The sequence below is a fragment of the Deinococcus aerolatus genome (genome assembly GCF_014647055.1).
GTDB classification, from domain to species: Bacteria; Deinococcota; Deinococci; order Deinococcales; family Deinococcaceae; genus Deinococcus; species Deinococcus aerolatus.
On record NZ_BMOL01000002.1, the window covers coordinates 309,946 to 334,916 of the forward strand.

General features: G+C 67.3%; 23 protein-coding genes and 1 pseudogene. 8 read left to right on the top strand and 16 right to left on the bottom strand.

Features of this window, described 5'->3' with window-relative positions:
- Positions 1-105: 105 nt before the first annotated feature.
- From IEY31_RS04340 to IEY31_RS04375, 7 genes are all read right to left on the bottom strand, one after another.
- The gene (locus IEY31_RS04340; protein ID WP_188969351.1) at positions 106-2,460 is read right to left on the bottom strand and encodes a hypothetical protein; all 2,355 of its coding nucleotides are present in this window, start codon (positions 2,458-2,460) and stop codon (positions 106-108) included.
- Between the two features lie 723 nt (positions 2,461-3,183).
- Positions 3,184-3,552: a hypothetical protein gene (locus IEY31_RS04345; RefSeq protein ID WP_188969352.1), complete on the bottom strand. Its 369-nt coding sequence runs from the start codon at positions 3,550-3,552 to the stop codon at positions 3,184-3,186.
- A 239-nt stretch (positions 3,553-3,791) separates the two neighbouring features.
- The gene (locus tag IEY31_RS04350) at positions 3,792-4,436 is read right to left on the bottom strand and encodes a hypothetical protein (protein ID WP_188969353.1); all 645 of its coding nucleotides are present in this window, start codon (positions 4,434-4,436) and stop codon (positions 3,792-3,794) included.
- A gap of 478 nt (positions 4,437-4,914) precedes the next feature.
- On the bottom strand, positions 4,915-5,133 hold the full coding sequence (locus IEY31_RS04355) for a DUF4172 domain-containing protein (RefSeq protein WP_308424308.1): 219 nt from the start codon (positions 5,131-5,133) through the stop codon (positions 4,915-4,917).
- 177 nt (positions 5,134-5,310) lie between these two features.
- Positions 5,311-5,565: a response regulator gene (locus tag IEY31_RS04360; RefSeq protein ID WP_229723311.1), complete on the bottom strand. Its 255-nt coding sequence runs from the start codon at positions 5,563-5,565 to the stop codon at positions 5,311-5,313.
- A 223-nt stretch (positions 5,566-5,788) separates the two neighbouring features.
- Complete coding sequence (locus IEY31_RS04365) at positions 5,789-9,025, bottom strand: ATP-binding protein (RefSeq protein ID WP_188969355.1); 3,237 nt, start codon at positions 9,023-9,025, stop codon at positions 5,789-5,791.
- Positions 9,026-9,534: 509 nt separating this feature from the next.
- On the bottom strand, positions 9,535-9,732 hold the full coding sequence (locus IEY31_RS04375) for a hypothetical protein (RefSeq protein WP_188969357.1): 198 nt from the start codon (positions 9,730-9,732) through the stop codon (positions 9,535-9,537).
- Between the two features lie 483 nt (positions 9,733-10,215).
- Between IEY31_RS04375 and IEY31_RS04380 the strand changes: the two genes are divergently transcribed.
- The 3 genes from IEY31_RS04380 to IEY31_RS04390 all read left to right on the top strand — a co-directional run bounded on the left by IEY31_RS04380 (position 10,216) and on the right by IEY31_RS04390 (position 12,301).
- Complete coding sequence (locus IEY31_RS04380) at positions 10,216-10,815, top strand: hypothetical protein (protein ID WP_188969358.1); 600 nt, start codon at positions 10,216-10,218, stop codon at positions 10,813-10,815.
- A 21-nt stretch (positions 10,816-10,836) separates the two neighbouring features.
- Positions 10,837-11,349 carry a hypothetical protein gene (locus IEY31_RS04385; RefSeq protein WP_188969359.1) on the top strand — a complete coding sequence of 171 codons (513 nt, stop codon included), beginning with the start codon at positions 10,837-10,839 and terminating at the stop codon, positions 11,347-11,349.
- A 178-nt stretch (positions 11,350-11,527) separates the two neighbouring features.
- Entirely contained in the window at positions 11,528-12,301 is a 774-nt protein-coding gene (locus tag IEY31_RS04390) for a hypothetical protein (protein ID WP_188969361.1), read from the top strand.
- A 63-nt stretch (positions 12,302-12,364) separates the two neighbouring features.
- Here the strand turns inward: IEY31_RS04390 and IEY31_RS04395 are convergent, their stop codons facing one another.
- Positions 12,365-12,685, bottom strand: a complete 321-nt coding sequence (locus IEY31_RS04395; RefSeq protein ID WP_188969363.1) for a hypothetical protein — start codon at positions 12,683-12,685, stop codon at positions 12,365-12,367.
- Positions 12,686-13,206: 521 nt separating this feature from the next.
- Between IEY31_RS04395 and IEY31_RS04400 the strand changes: the two genes are divergently transcribed.
- Positions 13,207-13,893, top strand: coding sequence for a hypothetical protein (locus IEY31_RS04400; RefSeq protein ID WP_188969365.1), 687 nt, complete (start codon positions 13,207-13,209; stop codon positions 13,891-13,893).
- A 213-nt stretch (positions 13,894-14,106) separates the two neighbouring features.
- On the opposite strand, the gene IEY31_RS04405 is transcribed toward IEY31_RS04400, so the two are convergent.
- Together IEY31_RS04405 and IEY31_RS04410 are read right to left on the bottom strand one after the other, a co-directional pair.
- Entirely contained in the window at positions 14,107-14,922 is an 816-nt protein-coding gene (locus tag IEY31_RS04405) for a phage NrS-1 polymerase family protein (protein ID WP_188969367.1), read from the bottom strand.
- Positions 14,923-14,960: 38 nt separating this feature from the next.
- Entirely contained in the window at positions 14,961-16,055 is a 1,095-nt protein-coding gene (locus IEY31_RS04410; protein ID WP_188969369.1) for a zinc ribbon domain-containing protein, read from the bottom strand.
- Positions 16,056-17,192: 1,137 nt separating this feature from the next.
- Here IEY31_RS04410 and IEY31_RS04415 point away from each other — a divergent pair.
- The gene (locus IEY31_RS04415; protein ID WP_188969370.1) at positions 17,193-17,657 is read left to right on the top strand and encodes a hypothetical protein; all 465 of its coding nucleotides are present in this window, start codon (positions 17,193-17,195) and stop codon (positions 17,655-17,657) included.
- A gap of 776 nt (positions 17,658-18,433) precedes the next feature.
- Complete coding sequence (locus tag IEY31_RS04420; RefSeq protein ID WP_188969371.1) at positions 18,434-18,904, top strand: antitoxin Xre-like helix-turn-helix domain-containing protein; 471 nt, start codon at positions 18,434-18,436, stop codon at positions 18,902-18,904.
- A gap of 94 nt (positions 18,905-18,998) precedes the next feature.
- Here the strand turns inward: IEY31_RS04420 and IEY31_RS04425 are convergent, their stop codons facing one another.
- The 4 genes from IEY31_RS04425 to IEY31_RS04440 form a co-directional block, all read right to left on the bottom strand.
- Positions 18,999-19,610 (bottom strand): hypothetical protein, encoded by a 612-nt coding sequence (locus IEY31_RS04425; protein WP_188969372.1) that lies wholly within the window; start codon positions 19,608-19,610, stop codon positions 18,999-19,001.
- Positions 19,607-19,846 (bottom strand): phage NrS-1 polymerase family protein, encoded by a 240-nt coding sequence (locus IEY31_RS04430; protein WP_188969373.1) that lies wholly within the window; start codon positions 19,844-19,846, stop codon positions 19,607-19,609. The genes IEY31_RS04425 and IEY31_RS04430 overlap by 4 nt, the downstream gene beginning before the upstream one ends.
- Positions 19,847-19,870: 24 nt before the next feature.
- A complete protein-coding gene (locus IEY31_RS04435; RefSeq protein WP_188969374.1) occupies positions 19,871-20,296 on the bottom strand; it encodes a hypothetical protein in 426 nt (141 codons plus the stop codon).
- A 346-nt stretch (positions 20,297-20,642) separates the two neighbouring features.
- Positions 20,643-21,731, bottom strand: a complete 1,089-nt coding sequence (locus tag IEY31_RS04440) for a zinc ribbon domain-containing protein (RefSeq protein ID WP_188969375.1) — start codon at positions 21,729-21,731, stop codon at positions 20,643-20,645.
- A gap of 863 nt (positions 21,732-22,594) precedes the next feature.
- On the opposite strand from IEY31_RS04440, the gene IEY31_RS04445 reads away from it, so the two are divergent.
- Positions 22,595-23,044: a thioredoxin domain-containing protein gene (locus IEY31_RS04445; RefSeq protein WP_188969377.1), complete on the top strand. Its 450-nt coding sequence runs from the start codon at positions 22,595-22,597 to the stop codon at positions 23,042-23,044.
- 31 nt (positions 23,045-23,075) lie between these two features.
- On the opposite strand, the gene IEY31_RS04450 is transcribed toward IEY31_RS04445, so the two are convergent.
- Entirely contained in the window at positions 23,076-23,246 is a 171-nt protein-coding gene (locus tag IEY31_RS04450) for a hypothetical protein (protein WP_188969379.1), read from the bottom strand.
- 369 nt (positions 23,247-23,615) lie between these two features.
- On the opposite strand from IEY31_RS04450, the gene IEY31_RS04455 reads away from it, so the two are divergent.
- Positions 23,616-24,173, top strand: coding sequence for a dihydrofolate reductase family protein (locus tag IEY31_RS04455; RefSeq protein ID WP_188969381.1), 558 nt, complete (start codon positions 23,616-23,618; stop codon positions 24,171-24,173).
- Positions 24,174-24,309: 136 nt separating this feature from the next.
- Here the strand turns inward: IEY31_RS04455 and IEY31_RS04460 are convergent.
- Positions 24,310-24,971, bottom strand: a pseudogene (locus IEY31_RS04460) (transposase); the annotation flags it as partial.

A 24,971-nucleotide genomic window follows, 5' to 3' on the forward strand; every position in this document is an offset into this window, starting at 1 on the left:
GGCGTGAGCGTCGTCGCGGTGGGCGCCGGCTGGCTCAGCGGTTGATTGCATGCTCCGAGAAGGAGCGCGCCAAGAAAGACAGGCAAAAGTTTCTTCATGGCACTCCTATTGCGTTCGCAGCACCGTGACGGTGAAGTCGCCCGGCTCGGGTGAAGTCACCGTCACGCCCGCCTGCTGATTGGCGTTGACGCGGGCGCGCAGGTAACTGGCGGACGTCTTCTCATAGGTCAGGGTCAACGGTGTGCCGCTGGTCAGGGCACGGCGGTTGAGGGGAAAGCCGCTGAGACCCGCGAAGACCGAGCGGTAGTTCCAGCTGGGTGCATTGAAGACGGAAGCGATGCCCGGGACGGCATCGTCGGCGTACGCAGCCACGGCCCAATCGTTCATCCAGGTCACGGGGTCCGCCCCAAGGACGCCCTGTAAGTTGGTCAGACCCGTCGTGTTGGAGTCGACCAGCGCTTTCCAGAAGCTGGCTTCCGTCTTTCCCGTGGTCTGGACGTACCGGTCCACCGCGTAACGCAGGAAGTTCCAGGCTGCCCCGCGCCCAGCATTCGTCAAGTTGGCCGTGCTGGGGTTCACCCAGTACGGCCCGATCTGGTTCGGATTCTGGAGGAACGTCCGGTAAAGGCCGTAGTCCAGATTGACGTACGTATTGAACGCCCCCACCCGGCGGCTGGCATTGCTGCCCGTGGTCAGATCGCTCAGGGCAATATTGCTGCGGGGATTCAGGCCCGGCGTGATGGCCGTGCCCACAGCAGTCATATTCGTCGCCTTATAGAAGACAAATTCAGCCGCGCTGTCTGCGAGGCCCTCGCTGAGCCACGCCTCCTCCAGGGGCGCGCCCGTGTCGCGGATCCGGCGCGAGTTGTTGATCACGCGCGAGAGTTCACGGGAAATCATCAACGGCGCCTGTCCCTTGATAAAAGAGACTGTCCGGACGTTGCTGTTCACGCTGCCCGTGGGGTCGGCTGCCGCCAGGTAAATGACCTCACCCACGTTGCTGAGCGCGCAGCTGGCCGTGGCGTACTCGTCGCGGGCCAGGGAGTAACCAACGACTGGATTGGACGCGCCCGCTGGCGTCATGGCATTGACGGCGGAGGTATAAAACAGAACGACGCGCCCGCCGTTGTTGTCCGCGTCGGCAGGCAGGCCCAGATTTTCTGTGATGGAAGGCCAGATGACGTTGGTGACGGTATCGACAATTTCCTGGTAGTCCGGGAGGGTCAGACCGCCCGCTGGATTGAGGTCATCGGTCACCAGAACGGCGTTGGGGCCGACGGCACGAACGGTTCCGGTGCGGGGGCTGGGCGTATCCGTACAGCCCATGCTCGTCTCGATCACGACTTGCGAACCGACGGGTGGCGTTCCTGACGGCAGGCCTTGTGGCTGTAGCCTGGCGAGAGGTGAGGTTACGCTCTCAGTGGTGACCTGCGAATTTGACGTCTGCTGAGTCTGTACTCCAGCGAGAGTCAGCCCTGCTGGTGTGCTGCGGTCTGCCGACAGGGTCCTGACAGGGCCGCCCTCCTGGAGGGACTGCGCCCCGACGGTGGCGGTCGTGTTGGAGGTGGTGACCGTCAATGATCGGCTGGCTGTGATGGACGTATTGAAGGGAATGATCGTGTAATCCGCGCCGCCCGTGCCCCCAGTCAGGCAGGCTGTGGCATTGGCAGGAATTCTGGCTGTGGCCCCCACGGCCAGACTCACCGGAGCAACCGATCCATCAAGCGAGGCCGTCGCCGCGTTGGGTGCGCCTGCTGTCCGAACGCCACAGAAGATCGTGCCTGTCCGTGTTGTTCCAGGCAGTGTTTTCAGGACAGGGGTACCCAGACGGTCAATGGCCGCCTGGAATGCAGCTTGGTTTCCGGGGAGCTGAGCCTGCGGAGATTCCGTGATGCTCGTCACCGTGTCCTGAACGGGCACGAAGGTCAGGGCGACGGTGTATGGATCATCTTTGGCCTGGGCCTGTAAAGGAATCTTGATGGACAGCGTAACGGTGCCCGTATCGGTGCCCACTGGGATCGTGCGGCTGGCGCCCGCGTGCCCCACAAATCCGTAAGGCAAGACGCTGCCTGTCTGACCACTGGGAAGAGTCAGGCCGCTGATGTCGCTCTCGTCGTACAGTTGGAGGGCGTCTTCCTCGCCTGGCACCAGCGCGGGCGTCTGGGTGAAGATGTCTTGGGTCACCGGACTGGCAGGATTGATCGCCGCCGCAAGAGTGGACAGTTCCGCGGACGTATAGGGCGCTGCGGTTCCACCCGGATATTTCTCCAGGCTCAGGACTGCGCTGTCTGCGGAGTTGCCCGTGAGGGCGGCCCCCAGCAGCGTGAGGTTGGTGATGGCCGCGCCTGTGACGCTGACGGGCAGCGTCACGTGCAGATAACGGTAACCCGCCGTGCGGGCCTGCCCTGGCGGGATGATATCCGTGCTGCTCCGCACTGTGGGCGTAGAGCCGACCGTCACTCCACCTGTGTTGGTCAAGGCCTGACCCTTGAATTGACCCAGGGAACGGACACTGACGGAGGGCAGCGCGCGGTCAAGACCGCTGAAGGTGACCGCAATGGGGGCGCCGACCACGACTTGCGTCGCCGGTGTGGGTGTCGGAACCGTGGGTTGAGCTGGAATCGGGGGTCCGCTGGCACTTTGTTGACAACCGGCCAACAGCAGCGTGGTGAGAAGAAAGAGGGCAGGTAGTCGCATACAAGCGGATCTCCTAGAGATGATGTGACAAGGTGAAGACCGACATGTGCCTGCACCACATCAAGTTCAGCAACTGTCTACTGGAAAGTGTCGGGGCTGAGGTCTAACAATTCTCTTTCGTATTGCTGGACATGCGCTGCGCTGCTCCGCGGCCGAACAGCCCCGGGATTGCCGTGTCTGTTGCCGCGTGGCGAGGGAAGCGCTCGCTGGCAGCCGAGGCCACACCGCCTTCAAGCCGCGTCTCCCCGACAGAGACGCGGCCTCTCGTTTGTCTCGTGCTGCGTCGCGGGTTGGCGCCAGCCCCCTCCGAATCCAGCGGACCAGCCCACCAATTCAGGGCGCGGACCACCGTCCATGCTGCCTCAGCGTCCTGAGAGTGGTCGGTCCCGACAGTGGCGAGCAGCTGCCCTGTTCATGTCTAGCATGAGCTGCAGCCATTGCATCAAGCGGCACGTCAGCGGCGGCCGGAAAGCAACGAGATGCGGCTCAGATCAGACCGTGTTCGCGCTCGTATTCCTCCCGCAGGTGGCCATAACCGGACGTCAGGAACACGTCCACGTGCAACTGGCGGTCCAGCTGAGCGATCCGGGCGGACACCGGTTCGTGCTGAATACCGTACCACAGGCCCCACAGGGCCCAGGCCAGCGGTTCGTCCAGTCCCATCAGTCGGGCCAGTTCAGAGGGGCCGTCCGTGATGTGGCCCAGCAGGCGGGGCTGCAACTCGGGGGCCGCCTGGAGGGTACGGGCCGTCAAGTGCAGGGTGCAAAGCCGGGGGGCGCGCCCGGCCAACGCCAGGGCCAGAATCTCAGCAGGCATCACCTTAGTCAGGCGCGAAATCTCGGGGGGGGAAGTCATGGCCGGACGGTATAGCCCCAGGCGGACTTTCACCTCCCCATCAGAACGTGTGCGACTCATGAATCAGGGGAGGACCCCTACAGACATCACCCTCCAGAGCAGGCGAACCTCGCTTTGCACGTTCTGCCGGGGCGGAAGCTCACTCCTGCACAGGCCCCTGGGGCAAGGCGCAACGCTGTGAGATGGCGTGCGATGGAATTACAGCCCAAGCGGGCCCGGCCGGGTGAGTCCGGGCCCGCTCATCTGAAGACCTGTTGCGCAGTAGTTGAAGGGGCAGGGGGGCGACGTGAACCGTCGCCCCCCTGTCGGCCCAGTCGCAGATTGATGTTCGGCAGGGCGTCGACCTGACGATCCCGCGTCGCAATGTCCTGGTGGCGCACAGACACGGGCGTCGGCCACTCCACAAGACGCGACGCCTGATCGGCACGGTCCAGCCGCTGCCAGACGTGCGGCGTGGCGCGTCCGTCCAGCGGGCCGGAGCCGCTCAACAGGCGGTAGCGAACCATGTACAGGTCGAGGATCGGCCGTCCAGCACCCTGGGTCAGGGCGACCAGTTCCGCCAGGCTGAGCAGATGTCCGGTCACGAGTCCAACCGTCTGGTGGGCCGCAAGCAGGGTGGCGCGGTCCAGTCCGTTCGGCTTCGCCCGGTGTGCCAGGGCCACCAGGCGGTTGAGCTCCCCGGCTCCGCGGTTCAGACGCGCGCTCAGGCCAAACTGGCCGCCCATGGCGCGCTCGGCCAGGTCCAGAACAGGCGGCACGCACTCAGCGTGGGGAAGGTCACCGACCCCGAGCAGGGCCCGCAGGGCGTCTGCCGGCTTTCCCCCGGCAGCGCTGCCCGCCAGGGCAGCCAGATGTGGGGATTTGTATTTCTGGTTAGCGTTCATCCCCCATTGATCCTGGACACCCTGACGCCGCATCACCATCCAGCCAGAACGCCTTTTCAGACCCCTGGTTGCCCCACGCGCTGCCGCTTCGTTCCAGGTTCGTTTTCCCCGTCCTGAGTCGCTGGAGCGGTTGTCCCCTGTCTGAGTCACACGCCACTCAGGCTGGCCGTGGAACCCCGTCACGCTGGGCACGGAGACGAGATTCCGCTCAGACACCGCTGCCGCCGACTGGACCTCGACACCGTCTTGGATCATTCAGGGCGGTTCGGTTCACCAGCGCCACTGCGCATGGCCAGCACCTGGATAACGCCGCCACGATGCCCACCTGGCCAGCCGACGGAAGGTGGTCCAGCTGGGCGCCCAGCAGACAATGGGCGGGTTCAGTGCTGGCGAGGGCGACGGCGCAACACAATCAATGCCGTAAAGGCCCCGCTGACGCCCAACATACGCGCCCCATCGGGAACAGCGCTGCGTGGCGTCAGGTGGCCGGGCCTTCGGCGCGCAGGCCGCGCTCAGGAAATCCCGCTGGCTCCAGGCCAGGGCGGGCGGCGAGAAAAGAGCGCACCTGCTGCGCGTCCAACTGCTCGCCCTCGCTCGCGCTGCTTTGCGGCATGTCCGGCACCAGCGCGTCCAACGCCCCCTTTTGCTGTGCGGCCAGGCCCTGGCCGAACGCGGCGTGGTTCCAGACGGACGCCAGCCATCCCGGACCCTCGTGGGCTCCTGGAACGGGCCGGGCGTCATGATTCGATTCAAGCCCAGTTGCGAATCAGTCCTGAGCCGCGAAGTGCAAAAAACACACGTCTCCGCAGCTTGCCCGCTTGTGCCGGCGGACAGAGAAGCGGCGCGTGGCCTGGAAAGTTGAACGTCCCAGCTGTTACAGGACCGCCCGCAGATCCTGCACAGCGCCTGGGCCCTTGACCACGTAGACCCGCGCGCCCAGCTCCACCGCCTGCGCGGCCACCGCCCCATCCTCAAGTCCGCTCAGCACCACCACCGGCACCTCGCCGGCCAGCGCCAGCCCCCGGCTCACCAGGTCCAATCCAAAGCCGTCCGGCAGGGCCAGATCCAGCAGCAGGACGCCGAAGCCGTCCCCCTCCCAGCGCGAGGCCGCTGCCGCGAAGGTCCGCACGTGAATGACCTCTCACGCCAGGCCCTCCAGCCACTCCGAGAGCAGGAGGGCGTCCACCACATGATCCTCGACCAGCAGGACCCGCATCACCCCAGGATCTTCCGGCGGTACCGGACCACGGTCAATCTGCACGGCCTGATCGCCCCACGTCGGCCCGGCGCCCGGCGTCCTTTCCAGCCACAGTCGGCCCCCATGCCGCACCACGGTCTTGCGGGCGCCCGACTCATGCGCCCCGCGGCGCCGGGAGGGTGCAAAAGAAGGTCGTGCCGGCGCCCGGCGTACTCTCCAGCCACAACTGGCCCCCATGCCGCTCGACAATCTTGCGGGCGATCGACAGCCCGATGCCGCTGCCCTCGTACTGCTCGCGGGTGTGCAGCCGCTGGAAGATCGTGAAGATGCGCTCGAAATATTCGGGCGCGACCCCGATGCCGTTGTCCTGCACGCTGAAGCGCACCCAGTCCCCGCCCCGCGTGGCCTCGACGTGCACGGTGGGCGGGCGCCCGGCGTGGGCGAACTTCAGGGCGTTGCCGATCAGGTTCTGGAACAGCTGGTGCAGCTGGGACGCGTTGCCCAGCACGTCTGGCACCTGGCCCAGAACAACCTCCCCGCCAGCCTGCTGAATCTGCGCGTCCAGGTCGTGCCTCACCTGGGTCAGAAGGGTGGTCATGTTCACCCGCACAGGCGGCGCCGCGCCGCTGGCCACCCGCGAGAACGCCAGAAGATCGTGCAGCAGCTGGGACATCCGGGCCGTGCCCTCGCCCATCATACGGATGTACAGCTGGCCCTTATCGTCGATCTGCCCGGCATAGCGGCTGGCCAGCAGCTGCGAGAAGCTGGTCACCGTCCGCAAGGGTTCTTGCAGGTCATGGCTGGCGACGTACGCGAACTGTTCGAGCTCGGCATTGGACCGGCGAAGTTCCTCGTTGGCCCGTTTCAGCGTCTCCTCAGCCCGCTGGCGTTCGGTCACGTCCCGGAACACCAGCACCGAGCCTCCCGTCTCCCCTGCCTCGTTCAGGATGGGCGTGCTGATGTACTCCACCGGAAAGGAACTTCCGTCAGCGCGCCAGAACACCTCGTCTGCTCCAGTGTGAACTGAGCCGTCCGCGAAGCTTGCGTAGATGCCGCACTGCTCCTGGGGGAAGGGAGAACCGTCCGGGTACGAGTGGTGAATCAGCGCGTGTTGCGGGCGGCCCACAAAATCTGACGCTGCGTAGCCCAGCATCTTCAGTGCCGCGGGATTGGCCAGCATGGTGCGCCCCTGCCGGTCTATGGTCGTCAGGCCCTCCCCGATGCTGTTCAGCACCAGTTCGTTGAACCGCGACACCCGGGTCAGTTCCGCCACGCCCCGCGCGCGCTCCAGGGCCAGCCCCAGACTGCGCACCACGGTGACCATCACCGCCTTGTCGGTGCCGGTCCAGGTGCGGGCGTCGAACAGCACGAAGCAGATGATGCCCACGATCTCACCGTTCACGAACACCGGCAGGGTGGCCACGGTGTTGACGTGCTGCACGATGGCCGCGTCGGTGTCGCTGCCCCGCTGATACGTGTCTTGGTAGAAGGGTTGACGGGTCGTCCAGGGCACGACCAGGCTCTGCGGGCCGTCGTACGGGAAGCCCGCGTCGATCACCGCCTGGAGCGCCTCCCCTTCACCAGGCATGCGGCCCAGAGCCCCGGTCTGCACTGTGTTGCGCCACAACCCGCTGCGGCGTTCGTAGTACAGCGCGTAGCCCGGCGTCAGCAGCGACATCACCACCTCCTGGGCGCGCGCCACCAGGGTGGGTGTCTCCACCTCCACGCTCAGGTCGCGGGTGAGGTTGGCAAAGCCCTCCAGTGCCCGGGAGCGCGCGTCGAGTTCGGCGTTCTGTTCCTGGAGACGCCGGGTGATTTCCGTGCGGTCCAGCGTGAGATCCAGGCCGCGCACCACTGCCTGAATCAGGGCTTTCTCGCGCTCCTGCCACGCATGGGCGTCGCGGGTGCCCGCGGCGAAGAGGCTGCGCGTCTGGCCGTTCACGACCAGCGGCAAAAGAGCGACGGCGCCGTACGCCACCGTGCTGGGCAGACCGTTGCCTTCCGCCTCCCACCCGTCGGCAAACACCGCGGCGCGCGTGTGCGCCGCCTTTTTGAAGTCGGGGGCGTCAACGGGAACGCCCGCCTGAATTTCTGCGGCAACCTCGGGCGGCACATCGTCAGACCACACCCGCGCAGTCCACAATTCACCGTCCAGTTCGTAGTACGCCACGCTCACGTGCGGCAGCCCCGCGCGCACCACCTTCACGGCCTGGCGCGCCAGCGCCAGCACGTCGCTCTCGCTGCCCACCGCGGTCTTGTACGCGACGAAGGCGTCGAGCGCCGCGCGTTGCTCCTCAATCTGCTGCGCGTAGGACTCGAGTTGCGCGGTGTTCTGGGTGCGCTCCAGGGCCTGACCGAGGGTGCCCGCCGCGCGGCGCAGCAGGTCGCGGTCGCCCCCTGGCCAGGGCTCGGCCTCCGAGCGCCGCCAGACACACAGGAACCCAGCCACGCTGCCCCCGGGCGTGTGAATAGGCTCCACCGCAAACGCCCGCATGGGCAGGCTGGTGGGCCCGCCCCAGGCCACGCAGTCATCGGCGTGGTACTCCCCCTCGTCCGTGCGGGCGACCCTGGCCAGCACGGGCACCTCCACCAGAGCGGCGCCCCCGGCCTGCAAGTGCGCCGCCGCGGGCAGGACTTCCCCCCAGCTGGCCGCCGCCTCCAGGGCGCCGCGCCCCAGTTGCACGACCATGGCGCTGCTCAAGCCCAGCCCCTGGGCCAGGGGCTCCAGGGCCAGGGCCGCCACAGCGTCCGGCGAGCGGGCGCCTTGCAACGCGTCACCCAGGGTGGCCAGGACTTCGGCGCGGGCCCTGGCCTGCTCGAGCTCCAGGGTGCGCGCGGCCACCTGACCTTGCAGGGCCGCCGAGTGGCGCCCACGGCCCAGGGCCAGGGCGCACTGCGTGCTCAGGATGCTCAGGAAGCGCTTTTCTCCTGGAGTGAAGTGATGCGGTTCGCGGAACTCCAGCATGATGACGCCCAGGGCCTGCCCCGCCAGCACCATCGGCAGGACGGCGCTGGCCACCGGGATCACAGCACTGCTACGCTGCTCGAACCCGGGATACGCCGCCGTCAACTTGTCCTCGTCCTCGAAGAACAATGCGACCTGCTGTTTCAGGGCGTCCCCAGCAGGCACGCGGTCGTCCAGCCGGCCACCTTGCCAGACCGTCCGCGCACCGTCCGCGTGCCCATGCGTGGCCGCGATCTCGAGGCAATCGCCCGCGGGGCTTACCAGCAGAACGGCGCCGGCAACCGCGCCCACCGCCTCCAGGGCAGGCCGGAGGACGATGTCGAAGACCTGCGCGGAAGTGGTGGCAGCAGCGAGGGCTTCGGTGACGTCCTGGAGGTGCTCAGCCAGGGAGGAAGGCGCGGCGGGCGCCCCGATAAGATCGGGCATCCGCGCAGCATAGCGCCCGACAGGAATGCCGCATCCAGGACACACAAAATGCAAAGCGATGTCTGCCGTGACCCGACTTCGCTCAACCCATTCGTCAAGGCAGGGGCTGGCGCAAGCCTGAGATGCAGCCTGCAAGCCACCTGACGCCTGCGGGTGCAGATATCAGGACTCACCCTGGCAGGTGGGCCGGCGGGTCACTGCTGGTGCCGGCGCCACCAGCGCTCGCCTCGGAGGTGGCATTCGAGATACGCCGTGTTCACGTGGGCGTCGACCGGGACGTAGGCGCTGAATCCCGCGCGGTCCAGCAGCGCCAGCGAACGGCTGTTGTCGGCGTCGGGTCTGGCCCACAGGCGCACGAAGCCTACAGTGCGCGGCGCCGAGCCAGTCGCCCACCTCGCCCGTGTCCCGCTCGGCCAATTTCACGTCCAGAGCGCCCACCACGTGTGCTGCGTCGTCAAACAGCAGGAACACGAAGTGCGTGCCGTCCCGCCAGCCCGCCGCGGCCGAGGTCAGAAAGCCTCCGCCCCCGTGACGGCATAGGGCTGTCCTTGCCGGCGGGCGCGGAACAGGCCGTCATACACGAGCGGTTCGTTGCATACGGCTGCAACTTCGACGGCGCGCAGGAGGGTGTAGTTATGTCCGGTCAGTGGGTGGCGCAGCTGGACGCGCAGGTTCTGGGAAAAGACGGACAGAAATGTGGTGTTCATGGAGGGCTCCCGATCGCCCGGGAAGCGCCCTGAATTTGAAAGGGTCTGGGCTGCTGGTATGCCGGACCCCAGAAGCCAGTCCTGGCCACCTCAGCGGCAGGCCAGCGACCCCCGCGCAGGTTCCGGGTTGCACCGGTTCCAAGAAATGGCGGACGATGGAGTTTGGGAAGGAAATTCTCACGGACTGCACCGTGCTGGCACGCCCACTGGGCAGGGCGGGGCCTGGGGCCCCACGGCAACAGGAAGGCATCCTCCGCAAAAAGCCGTCCCTGAGGCAGCGCAAGGCATGTCCACACTATAAAAAAGGGCTGCTGTCGAAGGCAGGGAAGTGTACCTGGAGAAGTCTGGACATTCGCGGACCGCGTCTGTCACGCCTTTGGGCCGTCCTCGCCCGACACGCCGGCGCCTGCATGAGAGTGCCCCGCAACCAGGGCGTTCTGGCATGGGTGTGAACCTGACCCAGGGCACCCCAAAATGGCCACCATGCCCCTCTCCCCTCCCCCCCATTCTGCCCGGAAAGCGGCCACGTCACCGAACGTCCGCACCATCGCCCGGGCCGCGGTGGCCCGTGGTGTGGACCGCAACCAGCCGTTCCAGCAGCAGTCCCCGCTGCTGAACCAGGTGGCGGTGTCGCTGCTGAATGACCTCCACCACGCCCGTCAGCGCGCCCAGGCGGCGGAGCGGCAGACCCTCGGGTGGACCCCCGACCTGGCGTACGACGAGCTGAGTGGAGAGTGGCACGAGATCGCTGGCCCGCCTGAGGATCCCGCGGGCCCCGTGACACTGGGCGGGCTGGCCGGTCTGGTCACCCAGGCGCGCTTGTGGTCCGCCGGGCAGGGTGAGCTGCCGGCGACGTCCCGTGGGCTGCTGACCGCCGTGGCCCTGGTGGGGGCGCTGATCACCGGCCGCGCGCCCGGTCAGGCCCCCAGCGCGTTCATGGTCACCCGCGGCGTGCTCGCCCAACTGGGCGGCTGCAGCGAGAAGACGATCGACCGCTGCGTGCGTGACGCGCGCGTGAACGCGGCCGGGCTGCTGCTGCGGGGACACGCGCAGATCACGCGCTGCGGCGCCGCGAGCGGCTAGGCGCGCTACGACGGGAGCCTGGTGCAGCTCACCCCCGGCGGCGCGGCCGAGCACAGCCGGGGCCACGCGGCGCTGGCCTGGCGGCTGGCCGCGCAGTGGCGCCCGGCGTTCGGGCTGGACATCGATACGCACCAGGGCGCCGCCGGCGCGCTGCGCGGGGCGGTGCGCGACCTGCGTTTGCGCGCCTGCCTGGGCGACACCGCCGCGGCGTGGCTGGGCCTGCAGGCAGCCATGGCGGCGCTGCTCGCACTCGACCCGGAAGGCTATTTCGAGTGGATGCGGGAGACCGAGAACCTGCTCGATCTCGCGGAGATGCGCGAAGCGGAGCGCAGCGGCAAAGCCGGCGTGCGCTTCCCTGCCGGTCAGCCCCAACAGGCGCCGGTGGCCGTGAACGCCCAGGACACGCCGCTGCCCCGGCCGGGAGACCCGGCGGAGGACGGCTGGGGCGGCATCGAGTATTTCGAGGAAGGGTTGCCGGACCTGCATGGCTGGCTCCGCCGCGTCGAGGCGTATTTCAGTGGAACCGATTCCTGAAGGGACTGGAGGCCTGGCAGGTTCCGCAGCCGCTGACGTTGGTCATCCCCCCCTCCTGTACCTACAGGCTGGCGGGAAGCGATCCTCTGAGCGATCGCCCCATCAGCCTTTGCAGCGCCCAACCGTCTGGCGCCGTCGAACGCCGTGCGACGGCGCCTTTCTGGCGGTTTTGATCAGGGTGATCAAGTTGGCCGATTCGCCTACGCTCAAGCTGCTGACGTCGCGGCTGGATCTTCGGCAGGATTTGTTCAGCTGGGCATGTCATCTTTCCGGTCAACTGCCGATCGTCGCGCGGCACTTGGACAGACAACTTCCCCCGGATCGGTGCCGGATCATGGCCTTCGCCATTCCCGCTCGAACTGCCGGACGAACGTATTGTGATAAGAACGATCGCTGTATTGCACTCAGCAAAATTCTTGTTGGAGTCGCGCTACCCCCAGCCCAGCAGCATCGCGCTTACTTGGCTCTGCGGCAATTGCTGCCTCACGCAACCCAGAACGCGCTCACTGATGGAATTGTGTACGACCCACACGACGGCACTATCCTCGCCCTCTCTCCCACGACTCCTCACATTCTGGCCGCGGCCCTGCGCCCATTGATACAGGACCCAGACCGCACTGCCCGGGCAGTGCGCACGATGACACGGTGGACCCTGGCTGAGGCTGGTGGACCAGAGGAAGTAGCCTTCACCCTGAACCGGCTTGAAAAAGAATGGGAAAGTGTTCACAACCTGTACTGCCACATCAAAAGTCGCTGCCGCAAAATGGACTTTACCCTTCCCTGGTCTGATGCTGATCACGACGAATGCGAACGTGTGTCCAGAAATCTCTGCAGGAAGATTTCAATCTCCTCCTGCGCAATCGATTCGCTCGCCAAGGAATACGGCGTGGAGTCGGCCGGACATGCCATGTACCTTCTCGTCCGTGAGTACCGGAGCCGCGAACAATCTTGAGCTCCGGTATTAAGGATTTAGAGCGGTTGAGTGCCCTTAGACCGCTAAGCCCTCGATGCTTTTTTATTCCATTTCGGCCACCAACGCAGTCACGATGATGGCCGTCGAAACAGCGTCCAGGTCCATGTAAAGCCCGTCAGAGGAAGCATCAGGTCCAGGCCCGTCAGAGCCTGCATTGCGCTGCGTCCCGGAACCGCATTGCCGGATAGAAAAGCGCTCACCCGCACAGCGCCCGGTCCATTCAGCCGCGAGCGCGAGCGCGCCGGCCAGCTGCCCATCCGTCAGCCGCAGGCCTAGAGTCACCGCGTCCGGGTGCAGCGGCGGTCCAGCGAGGATCATGCCCAGAAAAGCGCCCCGCGCGTGCCCTTCAGGCGTGACAGTCATGTCGCTTCCAGTAGGTCATTCGGTCGCCGGAGTTCAAAATCGGCTTCACGTCCACATTCCGTTCTAAATCCAGTTCCAACACAGCTCCCCCGTCCACTTCCAGCACCCTGTCACACCGCCCTGTCGGAAGTTCGCCCCATCTGCCCTCGCGCGTACGCAGCGTCGCCCCTTGCCTCCAACATTTGTCACGCGCTGAGGCGAATCTCCCCGAGATTCAAGTGCGCTGCAACAGCCGCCTCGAAAAATGTGCGCCAGGACAAAACACGTCGGCGCGGGGGGGTAAAGGGCGGGGCTCCGACTCTAGCCTGAACCTGCGTCGGAGAAAGCTCGGCCCTATCAGGAAATCTGACCCACCTGCGCCCGGCGCTCCGGGTACCCAGCTGACGACCCGAGCTGGAAATTCTACCGCCCCCATTCACTCCAGAGAGGACCAATGATGACAAACTACCCCCCAGACCGCCCGTCTTGGCGCCGATCTTGCGGCGACCGCTCGCCGCCTGACCACCCCAGACCTGATCGTCGTGGCCATCGTGATGCGCGCCAACGTGGTGGCCGCAGAAGACGGTGGCGATCCGGACACCGAGGCCGATCGCGGCGCTGAAGTGCTGCTCGGAAATGCCAATTTCGGCAAGGCGCACCGCGACTATGTGGCCGCCCGCGCCCTGGCCGCGCTGGCGCTGGCGCTGGGCAACGCCGTGATCCTGGCTGCCGCCGTCGCGTTTGATGAGCGCCCGGAAGTCGACGGGGGCCTGACCTGCCGCAACGAACTGTCGGGAGACTACGAGCGAGTGAGTGCTTATGAGCTGGTGAGATTCTCGCTGCGCTGGGGCGTGCTGGACGGTGACGTGCTGGTCGAATTCGACGCTGCAAAGGCTGTGGGGCCGGGTTCGATCGATACGTCTTACGGCTACCCAGTTCCGGATCACCGTCGGGTCACTGTGATCAATATGATCGAGAACGACGCGCTGGGCAGACACACTCCAGACTGGGACGTAACCTATGAGGATGAACATGTGGTGGCGCTGCCCACCACCGCTCACGACCGCGCCAGGCTCTTGCTCTGCTACCGCGCGGGGTACGCGTTGATGGTCCAGCAGTACTTCGACTGTGAGAACCCGGGCCTGAGCGACCTTGACGTGACCGCCGGAGAAGAGACCTTCATCCATTTCCCTGAGCTGATCGAACAGCACCGTCGCAAGTTCGAGTGAGACGAGTCAGGCCCGCCGCAACCTGCAGCTGGCCGCCCGGTAGCCCCGCCGCCGCTGGGCGCCCCCCTTTTGGCAGTCAGAAGCCGATGGACTACATGCGCGGCGGCAGGCTTCAGGACGGTGGGCGAGCCCTAAACGCCCACGCAGGGCTCTCGTGTGGTGGCCTGTCCACCTCCCCCCCTGTGCCCAAAATCGACTGCACGGCAGGCCTGGTCAGGCGGCCGGACTGCGCCACACGGACCCACCCAGTTCGAGCGCGTGCCGAATGGTGCGCTCCAGGTAATCGCCCTGCTGCCATTTCGGCCGGCGCAGCGCCGTGCCCTGCATCAGACGAGCCAATTGCTCCGGATCGGTGCAGTAGAACCTGAGCAGGCGCGCTGCGGCCAGCTCAGCCTCGCTGGCCGGTGGGTACCCCGGCCCGGCCCAGTCCCCGGTCTCCAGCAGCCCCCGCGCGCGGGCGCCGTTGGCCGCCGAGTACAGCCGAGTCAGCACTTCACGGTCCGCCAGGGTGGGGGCCGCCGCCGGGGGCGCAACGCCCAGCTGCTCCAGCACAGGCCCCAGTGTGCCCAGCGCACAGCCTCGCCCACCCAGCGCCGCGCCGGTCACGGCCACGAACCCGCTCCCCAACACCTCGGTGCCCGCCTGCCGACGATTACGTGGCAGGCTGCCGCCCAGCCACACATGGACGCCACCGCCGGGCGAGCGCTCCGCGTAGCCGGCAACGTCCCGCAGCAGGGTCTGGGCAGGACGGGTCAGCGGCGCGTCGAGATCGAGGACAGCCATCCCCAGATCCGGGGCCAGCACCACGCCCACGCCGCCGGCGCCGTGCCGGCGGGCCAGGTCATGGGCCTCCGCCAGTGTCACCCCGGCCCCACGGCAATCAATAGGCCGCAGGACGCCGGCTCTGGGGAGAGCCGGGACTTTGCCCACCTTGCCGTTCTCACGCGGCAGGGAGAGCCACGGGAGCCAGGTCTCCAGTTCCAGCAATTCCGCCGGCAGCGTGGTCTGCAGGTGATCGAGCCGGGGCAAAGTGGGAGAGCAACATGCTTTGCCCTCCCGGTTGTGCGTCAAGGGCGCACCACGCCCGGTGCTGCCGGCGCGCGCCGGCGCCGGGCGCGGGCCTGCAGCCCCCAGTAGCAGCGCACCAGATTTTTCGCCGCGTTGATGTGGGCGTTCAGCACATGGCCCTGGGGACACGTGAACGTCGGGCCCTGACGCGTGCCAAGGGTGTGCGCCGGACACGCGCTGCACGTCTGGCTGGTGAACGCCGCCGGAACCCGCACCACCCGGATGCCCCGGGCGTACGCGCGCTGCGGCCCCCACGACTGGTGCCAGTCCGCCACCGCGCGCCGGCGGGCGGCCACCGTGAAATCGCCCCGGAACTGCGCGTAGCCGATGGTCTCCAGCACCAGCGTGCCCGCCTGGGGCAGCACCTGCACCATCAGATCCTCCAGGGCCGCGCGCGCCGCGGCGTACGTCAGAACTTCGGCGAGCGTGCGGACCTCGGCCGACTCGCCCGCGGGCACAGCGGGCTGCGCCAGGCTCCACGTCACCGCGTGCTGCTGTCCCCACGCTGCGGTGGCCAGCGGGTGCAGCCCGATGTCGACACCGATCACGTCGTGCCCCTCTGGTACGGCGCGGCGCGGGGGCTGGGCGACGTACAGCACGACGAACCACTCGCCCCCCAGCCGGATCAGCCGCGTGCGGTCACGCAGCCACGCAGTCGGCGTCCAGATGTCGTCGACCATGTCCGCGCCGCTCGCCAGCTGGCGGCCCTGGACGGCAGCCCCGCGCACGTCCTGCCACCAGCTGGTCTCGTCCGCCGGCGTCATCGGGGTCAGCAGCGCGGTCAGCAGCGGATAGACGTCCGGGTACTGGCGATAGACCCCCAGCGACGCGGTGATGATGGAGGTGTATTCCGCCTCTGGGAGGCGATAGAACTCGCCGGCAATGGCCAGATGCCCCAGCTGGAGCTCGCGGTCATGCACCAGCATCTGGGCGGTCAGCAGCGGGCCGGCGGGGCGGTAGACCTGCCCGTGGGTCATCACGTCCAGCTGCTCGGCGCTGGGCTGCAGCTGTCCCGAGGCGACCGCCTGTTTGAGCTGCGGATACGCGCTGCGGTCCACGCGGATCACGTGGTGGGTGTGGTGGGTGTGGTGCATTCCTGCTCCTGACTGAGGGGATGGGTGCATTAAGTCCCGTTCAGTACAGGATTTTTTCACTTTCCCCAGGTGACCCTCCTGCGCTCGTCTCTGTGGTGCCCCTGGGCGCTGCTGGTGGGCCCACGGGGTGCCCCCATCACCCGGCCCACATGGCGGGTGGTGGGGGCACGCCGGTGGACAGCAGCCCAGCGTGGGGGACGCCTCGGCCCGTGATGACTGGTGGTGGGTGCACGCGATGCATGCGCATGGTGGGTGATGGCATGGGCTGGGCGTGGGCTCGGACGGCGCGTGACGCTGCCGCAGGGACGGAGCGGCGCGCCCAGGGGCGCCGATCTACGCGCTTCGGCGGGCAGACCAGATGCAACGGCTGAGGCCATCCGGGTGGCGGGAAGTTCTAGGTCATTCAAAGTTTTGCGGAGATGCGTTCCCCCGGCCTGGACGGCACTGGACGTCCGATCATGAGCGCACCGGCGGGACACGCGGCGCGCGCAAATTCAGTACTGCACCGAGACCACAGTCCATGGCACCTGCGCCCAACCGTTCCAGCCTGGCACGGGTGAGCTGCACGACACCGCGCGCCCCAGGGCGGGAGCACGCCCGCCGTTATGACCACAGGAACGTGCCGGGGGCAGCCCCTCTGCGGCTGAAGGCGCCCGGTGGGCCATGGCCCGCACCCGATGGACCGTGGTGGTTCTGGCGGCTGCTGCAAACCGCCGATGGTGGCTTCAAGGGTTCCAGTGTGGTGCTGACGATGGGTTTGACGGTGCCCCCCGTCCGTGCCACCCGCGGTGGGATCTGGACCGCCCGCCATGGCCCGTGATGGGCCCAGAATGACCGGCCATGCGGTCCGGCCATGTGATCAGCATGGGGCCCAGCCGCCATGGATCACGGCACGGGGCCAGAGTCACCCTGAGCAGTGGCGACGCGATAGGAAGCAGCTTGTTCATGTCGTCAGGAAAGGTGGGCGGGGACGACTTCGCGCGTAGATTTGCAGCCGTCCCCCCGCCATCCCCCGGCGTCAGAACGCCCTCAGCGCCGACCTATGCAGCGGTGGCGTAGGGAGGTCTCTCTGCGGAGCTGGCCGGCGCAGTACGCCAGAGTCTGGGACCGCAGGGTGGGTACGGAGACTGAACCTGTATGTATCTGACCCAGGACGAATTCGACCCCACAGACAAGAGCTTCCCGACCACGCCCCAGGAGGTCACCGACCGGCACCTGGTGGGTGTGCTGGGCATGGCCCTGTCCGGCTGCGCCTATTGGTGCGATGAGCTCCGCGTCGAGGACCGCGACGCGGTTCCGGACCGGCTGACACCCGAGCAGGCCAGCGCGCTGCGCGGTGAGCCGACCGACACTGGTGACACGCCGTGCTTCGAGGACCTGCCGCTGCTGGGGGCCACCTGGGTGTTCGTCCCCTGTGAGCCGAAGATGCCTGAGGCTCGCCTGAGCATTCCCCGGCTGCGCCACGCGGTCGCGCAGATCTACTGCCGCGAGGCAGCGCGGGGACACCTGGATCTCGGCGATTACGGACCGCCGGTCTTGGACGCGCAGCAGGCCGACGCGGCGGTGCAGCTGGCGCTGTTCGGCGAAATTGTGTTCGGCTGACCGGTGCCAGGGGGGACGCGGCCCCCTTCTTCTCCTGTTCTGCCGGTCTTGCACTCGGGCGAGCCCCCCTGTGTCCATCCCCGGGCCGGACCGGGAAGAGCGCTTGCCCCTGCTTCTGGCGGCCCTCCCCGCTCTGGGGCACCCAGACCAGGCACCTACCCCAACGTGGCCACCACGCTGCGGCAGGTGCGGAGCTCCTGCAACACCGGCACAGCGCCTTGACAGCCAGCGCCTCCTTGTTAAGTCTGGTTCACCTATCGGCGGCTGATCATTCAAGCAACGACCATCCGTCCCAGGGTGCCGTAGTCGGCCAGTACCGCCGCGCCCCCACTGGGCGGGCGCTCAGGCTGGCGGGAGGCACTCGAAACCCTGCGAATCCACCTGCAAGCCGCGCCAACGACAACATCCTGAGTGCAGACGTCCCCTGACTTTTTCTGGCAGGTTGGTCAGCACGTGCCCCTTTGTCGGCTCAAGTTCCACTGCAAGCAGATTCAAGTGTGATTGAAGTGCCAAGGGCGGAGACAGTCGACTCAGCTGAGCAGGTTCTCTTTTCTGTGGCGCGCACATCTTCGCGGCGCTCAGATTCCGTTGCCTGATGACTCAGTCCAAGAGTCTCTGGCACAGGCTCCCCCCATTCAGCCCCAACACGCCCTCGTTGGAACCGCTCCTGGTGCTGACCTCCCCCTCACCGTCACCTGGCGCTACGGCACCCACAGAACTCCAGGCATGTATTCTGGTGACAGGAATCCGAAAGGAGACAGATGGGGACGCACAGAATGAGGGAGCCGCTGATGCACCAGGAGAAGCCGAATCTGACCGATCCAGCCACCGCCAGCCGCCTGTCGCGTGGTCTGCCGGCCGGCGTCCACATGCTGCAGGCCCTGGGTCTGAGCCGCGAAGAACAGGCCTCGCTGCTGGGCCTGAGTGTCCGGAGCCTGCAACGCGGCGAAGACGGGCACGGCCCTGAGTTGAGCCAGGACCAGTTGACTCGGCTGAGCCTGGTGGTGGGCATCTACAAGGCCCTGCGGCTGCTGTACGACGACGCCACGGCCGCAGGCTGGCCACACCGGACCAACCGGCGGCCGCCTTTTGGCGGCCAGACGCCGCTAACCTACATGCGGCAGGGCGGCATCCCCGCGATGTACGAGACGCGTCGACTGCTGGACGCCGACCGCGGCGGACTGTTCTCGGTCACGCCCGAGGCGCACCGGTCCGCGCCGGGCTTCCCGACGGTGGTCGAGCTGTAAAAACGCCCCGTACCGCTCAGCGCCCATCACAACCAGCCTCCCCTGTGTCCAAAAGTGAAAGGGAGCGGGGGCGCTGCGCCCCCGCTCCCTTTGTTCAGCGCATCAGCAGTTGCAGCCGCGCGTCGTGAGGATTGGCCTCCGCTTCGGTCCAGCTGAGTGCCCACGGCCCGAACTCGTCCCAGCCGAAGCTTAATTCCAGCACCCAGCCGTAAGGTTCCTCCCGGATGTCCGCCCAGTCCATGCGGTGGGCCAGCCCGTGCGCCGGCGCCTGCGGCGCCAGCTGGCCCGCAGGCGCTGAGGCGTACTCTCGCCCCAGCACCTCGCGGGCCCAGCGCGGCAGCTGCCGCGCATCCCCCGTGCCCGCAGCGATGGGCCCCGGCACACCCGCCACCTGAATCCAGCCTGGTGCCAGTGGCGTCACCAGCCCCGGCCCGGTCAGCGCCGGCTGGCGCGCCGGCGGATGGACGCAGCCCGCGAGCGCCGCTGCGCGTGCCTGGGCGCCCACGGCGTCAATCAGCACCCAGGGCAAGCCCGCCGCCGCCGCCCAGGTCTGCCCTGCCCCGGCCGGCTCCGTGCCCGTCTGGACGGCGAGCGCCCACGCCTGGTCCGCCGCCCGTTCCAGCCGCCGCTGGGCCAATCCCATGCGGCGCAGCCGCGCGGCCTGCGCCGGAGCCGGCCAGAGGGTCAATTCGTAGTTGTGGGTCATTCGTTCTCCCCTTTCCCGGAGTACACCGGGCCGCCCAGGGCCAACGCCCGCGTCAGCGTGCGCGACAGGTAGCCCGGCTGGTCATATTTGGTTCGGACGAGGCCGCTGGCCCGCAGCAGGCGCTCGATCTGGTCTTCGTCCCGCGTCCAGAACGCGAGGAACCGGACGGCGGCGTAGTCACCCTCGCTTGCAGACGCGTAGCCCAGATCTGCCCACGCTCCCGACAGCAGCTGCATGGCCCGGTCGCCGTTGCGTGCGCGTCACAGACGCTGGATCACTTCCTGATCCGTGACCCTCAGACCGTGGAGACCCTGCATGCCCATGGCCCGAGCCGGATGTGGAACGTTGCCGGTCCCCAGCGCCGCCTCTGCCTGTTCCAGGTCGCCCAGCTGGCGGCCCCGCCCCCTGAGCGACCGTCCCGTCACCGTCACAAAGCCCCCAGCGAGCCATTCGGCGTGGTGTTCGCGCCGTGAGCGCGGCAACGTTCCACGCAGCCACACGTGAACCCCGTGGCCAGAGGGCGAGTATTCCGCATAGCCGTCGATTTGCTCAAGCTTCTCCCTCATCTTGGGTGTCAGTGGCCCGTCGAGATCCAGCGCCACCAGGCCAGCCGATGGCGGCAGGCTGACCCCGACGCCGCCGGCCCGGTGGCCCCGCGCGAGTTCCAGGGCCTCTTGCCACGGCATTCCCCCACTCCGGCAGTCCACTGGAGCCAGCCGCCCTGCCCGGGGCAGCGCCGGCGCCTTCCCCAATCCACCGTTGTCGCGGGGGAGCGCAACCCACGGCAACCAACGCGGCAGCGCCAGCAATTCTGGCGGAAGCGTGGTCTCGAGTTGCTGGGGGCGCGGCAGGCGCCCCCCGTCCCCAGACGGCTGGCCGCGCACAGCGCCGGAAAAGGCGTGTCTATTTCGCATGTTGCTCCTTTCTGTTCTGCGCCCTTCCGCTTTCAGCTCGCAGGAAGGTTGCTAAAGGGGGGCAGGCATCAGGCCCGCACTTCCCCTCCCTGTGTCCAAGCCGTGGATCTTCAGCGCATTACCGGCGGCGCTGCCGCTTGCGGCGCGCGTACGGACGTCCGCCCCAGGCGCGGTGACGCACGTTGTGCGCTGCGTTCTCATGGGCGTCCATCACGCCGCAGCCAGACAGGCAGACGAACTGATGGTTCGTCCGTGCCCCCGGGCGGCCGCACAGGTGACACCCCTGGCTGGTGCCGTACGGCGCCACCCGGCGCAGCCGCACCCCTGCGGCATACAGGCGCTGCGGCAGCCAGCTCTGCAGCCAGTCCACCATCGCCATCTCCCGGCCACGCTCCGGAAAATCTGTGCTGAACGTTCTCCAGTCGAGCCGCTCCACACCCACACACGCCGCCTGGCCCAGCAGCCAGGCCGTCATCTGGTCAAGCTGCTGCCGGGCGGCCGCGTAGTGCAGGCGCTGGATCCGGCCCTGCAGCTCACGCTGCGCGGTGGGCGGCAGCAGGTCGAGGTGGGCGGCGAACGTCGCCCAGCGCAGGCGATCCGGCAGGGCCGGCGGGGCCAGCTGGACGAGCGCCCCTGGCCCCGCCGCGGTGACGAGCGGCGACAGGCCGACATCGATCCCGATGGCAATGCCGCCTGCCCGGCGCGGCACGGTCGGCAGCTCGAACGTGAGACTCGCGAACCACAGGCCCTCCAGTTCCACCAGCCGCGTTCCAGCCTGCAGCCAGCGCACGCCACCGCCGCCCAGGACCACGGGCAAGGCGCGCCGGCCCTGGCACGTGGTCTGAATCACCTGACGGACCCACGTCCGTTGCTGCGCCGGGCCCAGCTGCCCCAGCAGGCCCTGGGTCAGCAGCCGCTCGTCCTGGTGCTGCGCGTAGCCTGGTGAAGCCTGCACCAGCGCCGTCTGCTCCAGTGTCGGGAGCCGGTACAGCTGGGTCTGCAGCCTGACGTCACCCAGCTGCAACCGTTCATCGTGCCACCCGCACTGCCGGGTGAGAGCAGCGGCGTTGGGGACGTACACCCGGCCCCCGGCGAGGCCGCTGACCGGCTCTGTCGTCTGGCGCATCCAGCCGGTGCGGACCAGCTCGCGCAGCTGCGCGCTCTGATCCACGCTGACGCGCAGGTTGTGTGTGCTTTGTTTCTGCATTTCTCTGTCCTCCTGCCGTCCCCTGGCCTCTCGCCTGTGTGTCCCTGTTCTCCCCGTTCTGGGTTCCTGCCCGGCGACGCGCGACGCACTGTCCTTGGATGGGAAGCGCACGGCGGCCACCGGTGATGGGCGCGCTGCGCGCGGTGACCCGCGAGCATGCACGAGCAGGTCCGCCGGACTGGTGCTGCGCGAGCGCGCACATCTGTCCCGTGGTACGCCCATCACGCATTCCCCCGTCCCGTGATGTCATCCCAGCCGCTGCACATAACCGCTGGTGGGCTCAACCGGCATGGACCGCCGGTGATGGGTTAAGGCCTAGGGCGCGCCCGTGGTGGGTGCGTGCGGTCGAGTGACGGACGGCGGACTCGGTCACGCAGTGGGTTCACACGACGCAACGCATGGTGGGTGCGGGCGTGGGATGCCTCATGGCCCGCGCCTGGGCTGGAGCGGCCCACAGCACTGGTGCAGGGACGGCGCGGCGCGCGCCTGGGTCACGCAGCAGCCCGCGCCGGGACGCCAGTCTCGGCGGTTCGGTGGGTAGACCGGATGCACCAGCACACCGTCAGGAGTTCTAGGTCATTCAAAGTGTTGCAGGGTTACGTTTCCTCGGTCTGGACGGCCCTGGCCGTCGGAACATGAGAATGCCCCTACGCCGCCCAGCGCACCGATGGTTCAGCACTCCACAAGGATCACATTCCACGGACGTGCACACAGCCGATCCAGTGAGTTGCACGACACCGCACGCCTCAGTGCAACACCATTGTCGGAGCCCGGAATGTCCAGCCCGCGCAGTTGGACAACTCGGAAAGCCTCAGACGACACACGGCCAGGTGGACCGCAGACCCCCTGGCTACAGTTGAAGCATGATTCGATCAGAACTTGCCGACGAACTCGGCGTGAACTCCTCGACGGTCCAAAAATGGCTCGACGTGTACGCGCAACTCACCGAGCGGACCATCGAGCGTCGACTGGACGACCAGACCATCAACGACATGCAGCGTGCGCGGACGCTGATGCTGGAGCATCCCGGAATGATTTTCCGTGAGGCGCTGGAACGGGCGCTGGACCTGTTCGTCGAACCGGTGCCGCCGGCCAGCGTGAAGCGGCTGATGGGTCGGCTGGATGGCCTGGAAAGCACGCTCGCCGGCATCGAGGAACGTCAGATGGTGCTGCAGAACCATCTGCAGGCCCTGGCTGATCACCTCAAGATGATCTCCGAGGACCTGCGCACGCTTCTTTCCGGGGGCGCTGACGCGCCGACGCTGGCTGACAACGGGTCGCACGCCACCGAATGGGAGGGGCCGACATTCTGAAGCGAAGTGTGGCCGGGAGTGACGCCTTGACCTACTGGCCGATCATCTGCACGAAGGCGTCGTACTGGCCGAGACTCGTTACGGTGACGTCAGCCACCGCGTCGTTGGGCACACCGGCGATGTTGACCGCCAGGGCGGCCATGCCCGAGGGCGGGGGGGCGCTGCCACAGGCGGTCAGGAGCAGACTGAAGCGGCTACGCATGGAGACGGCAAGCTACCAAGCAGATCCTGACAGGATTCCGCACAGTCTGAGGTGAATTGAGACTTCGTCCAGAAGCCTGGGCCAGCGGCAAAATCTTGCTTTTGCGCGCAACAACTCCGACGATCAGATGACAATTTCCGCCCCCGCTGTCAGGCCTGGGGATCCCTGCTCGGAGCATGGGCGGTCACGCGGGGAGCGCGATCTGCCGATCAGCCTGGTGAGATTCCTTTTTGATCACCCCATTGACCGGAACTGGGGCTGGCGTTTGGCAACAGGACGAATCAGCAACACAGGCCCCATCGCGGACGTTGACCGTCAACCGCGACTCATGGCGCTCCGTCTTTCGAGCGGAGGGCGTAGGCTCGTCGCATGGGACTCTTGACCTTCAGCCTCAACGTGACCCTGGACGGCTGCGTCGACCATCAGGAGGGCATCGCGGACGACGAGATGCACGCGTTCTTCACCCGCCTGATGGATGAGAGCGGGGCGATGCTGTGGGGGCGCATCACCTACGAGATGATGGAGCGTGACTGGCCGGCGGTTGCTCGCGGCGACGTGGAGGCGCCGCCAGCGATCCGCGATTGGGCAGTCAAGTTGGAGGCCAAACCGAAGTACGTGGTGTCGTCGACGCGAACGCACTTCCCGTGGGCCAACAGCCACCACATCGCTGGCGACCTGCGAACAGGCGTGCAGAGACTCAAGGACGCGACGCCGGCCGGCGTGCTCCTGGGGAGCGGCACCCTCGCCGCCGAGTTGGACCAGCTGGATCTGATCGACGAGTATCAGCTGCTCGTCCATCCCAGGATCGCCGGCCATGGCCCCACCCTGTACCAGGGCGGGCTGGCCAGTACGCGACGGCTCGAGCTGGTCTCGGCGAAGCCGCTGCGCAATGGCGCGGTCGCCCTGCACTACCGGCGCGGGCGCTGACTCGGCGCAGCCTATCAGCCGTCGGCTGTGGTCGCTTGGCGGTCTGGGGGCAGAACAGACACGCCCAAGCGCCAGGCCGCCTGTCGTGGCAGGGTGAGGACAACTGGAGGGGCCGGAGCTGGCGGCCTGACAGATTTTATGAGATTGGACGGAAAACGAGTTGCCAGCCGACCTCCAGTTTGGTTTGAGGAGGGGCGTGGGGGCGTTTCCACTGACCTGGGGGCTCAGGGTCAGGCCCACCCTGGAGCGTCAGGCGCGAGAAGACCGCCTGACCACGGCTCAACGCGTAGTGAACCGCGCGCAGACCGATTTTGAGGTAGCTCATTGCGCGCCGCCAGTGGGGATCGACGTGTCGTCGATCCCCACGCTGCACCACCTCAATGCCCTCGGACACAAGCAGTAGGGTCGCCACGGCCAGCACGAGGATCAACCGTTCCAGACTGGCGGCATCGCGCAGTCTGGAATCTCCCAACCCGAAGAGCCCGCTTTTCTCGTCCAGAAAGCCCTCCTCAATCTGGAAGCGCTCACCGTACTCGGCAAAGGTCTCCACGCTCGTCGGTTCGTCGCTGACCACCTGCCACTGCCCTGGGCCGTCCGACGGACGGCCCAGAGCGATATGAACGGGACCGAAATGCTTCCGTGTGAGGGTGATGTTGTGGAAACAGCGAGTTTCTCTGGGCAAGAGCTGCACGTCACGCACCTTGCAGAGCCGCTGGCCATCGGGGGCGGCCAGGATCAGGCTGGACTTGATCCGGATGCGGTAGTGCCATCCGCAGACCCCGAGCCAGCCCATCAGGT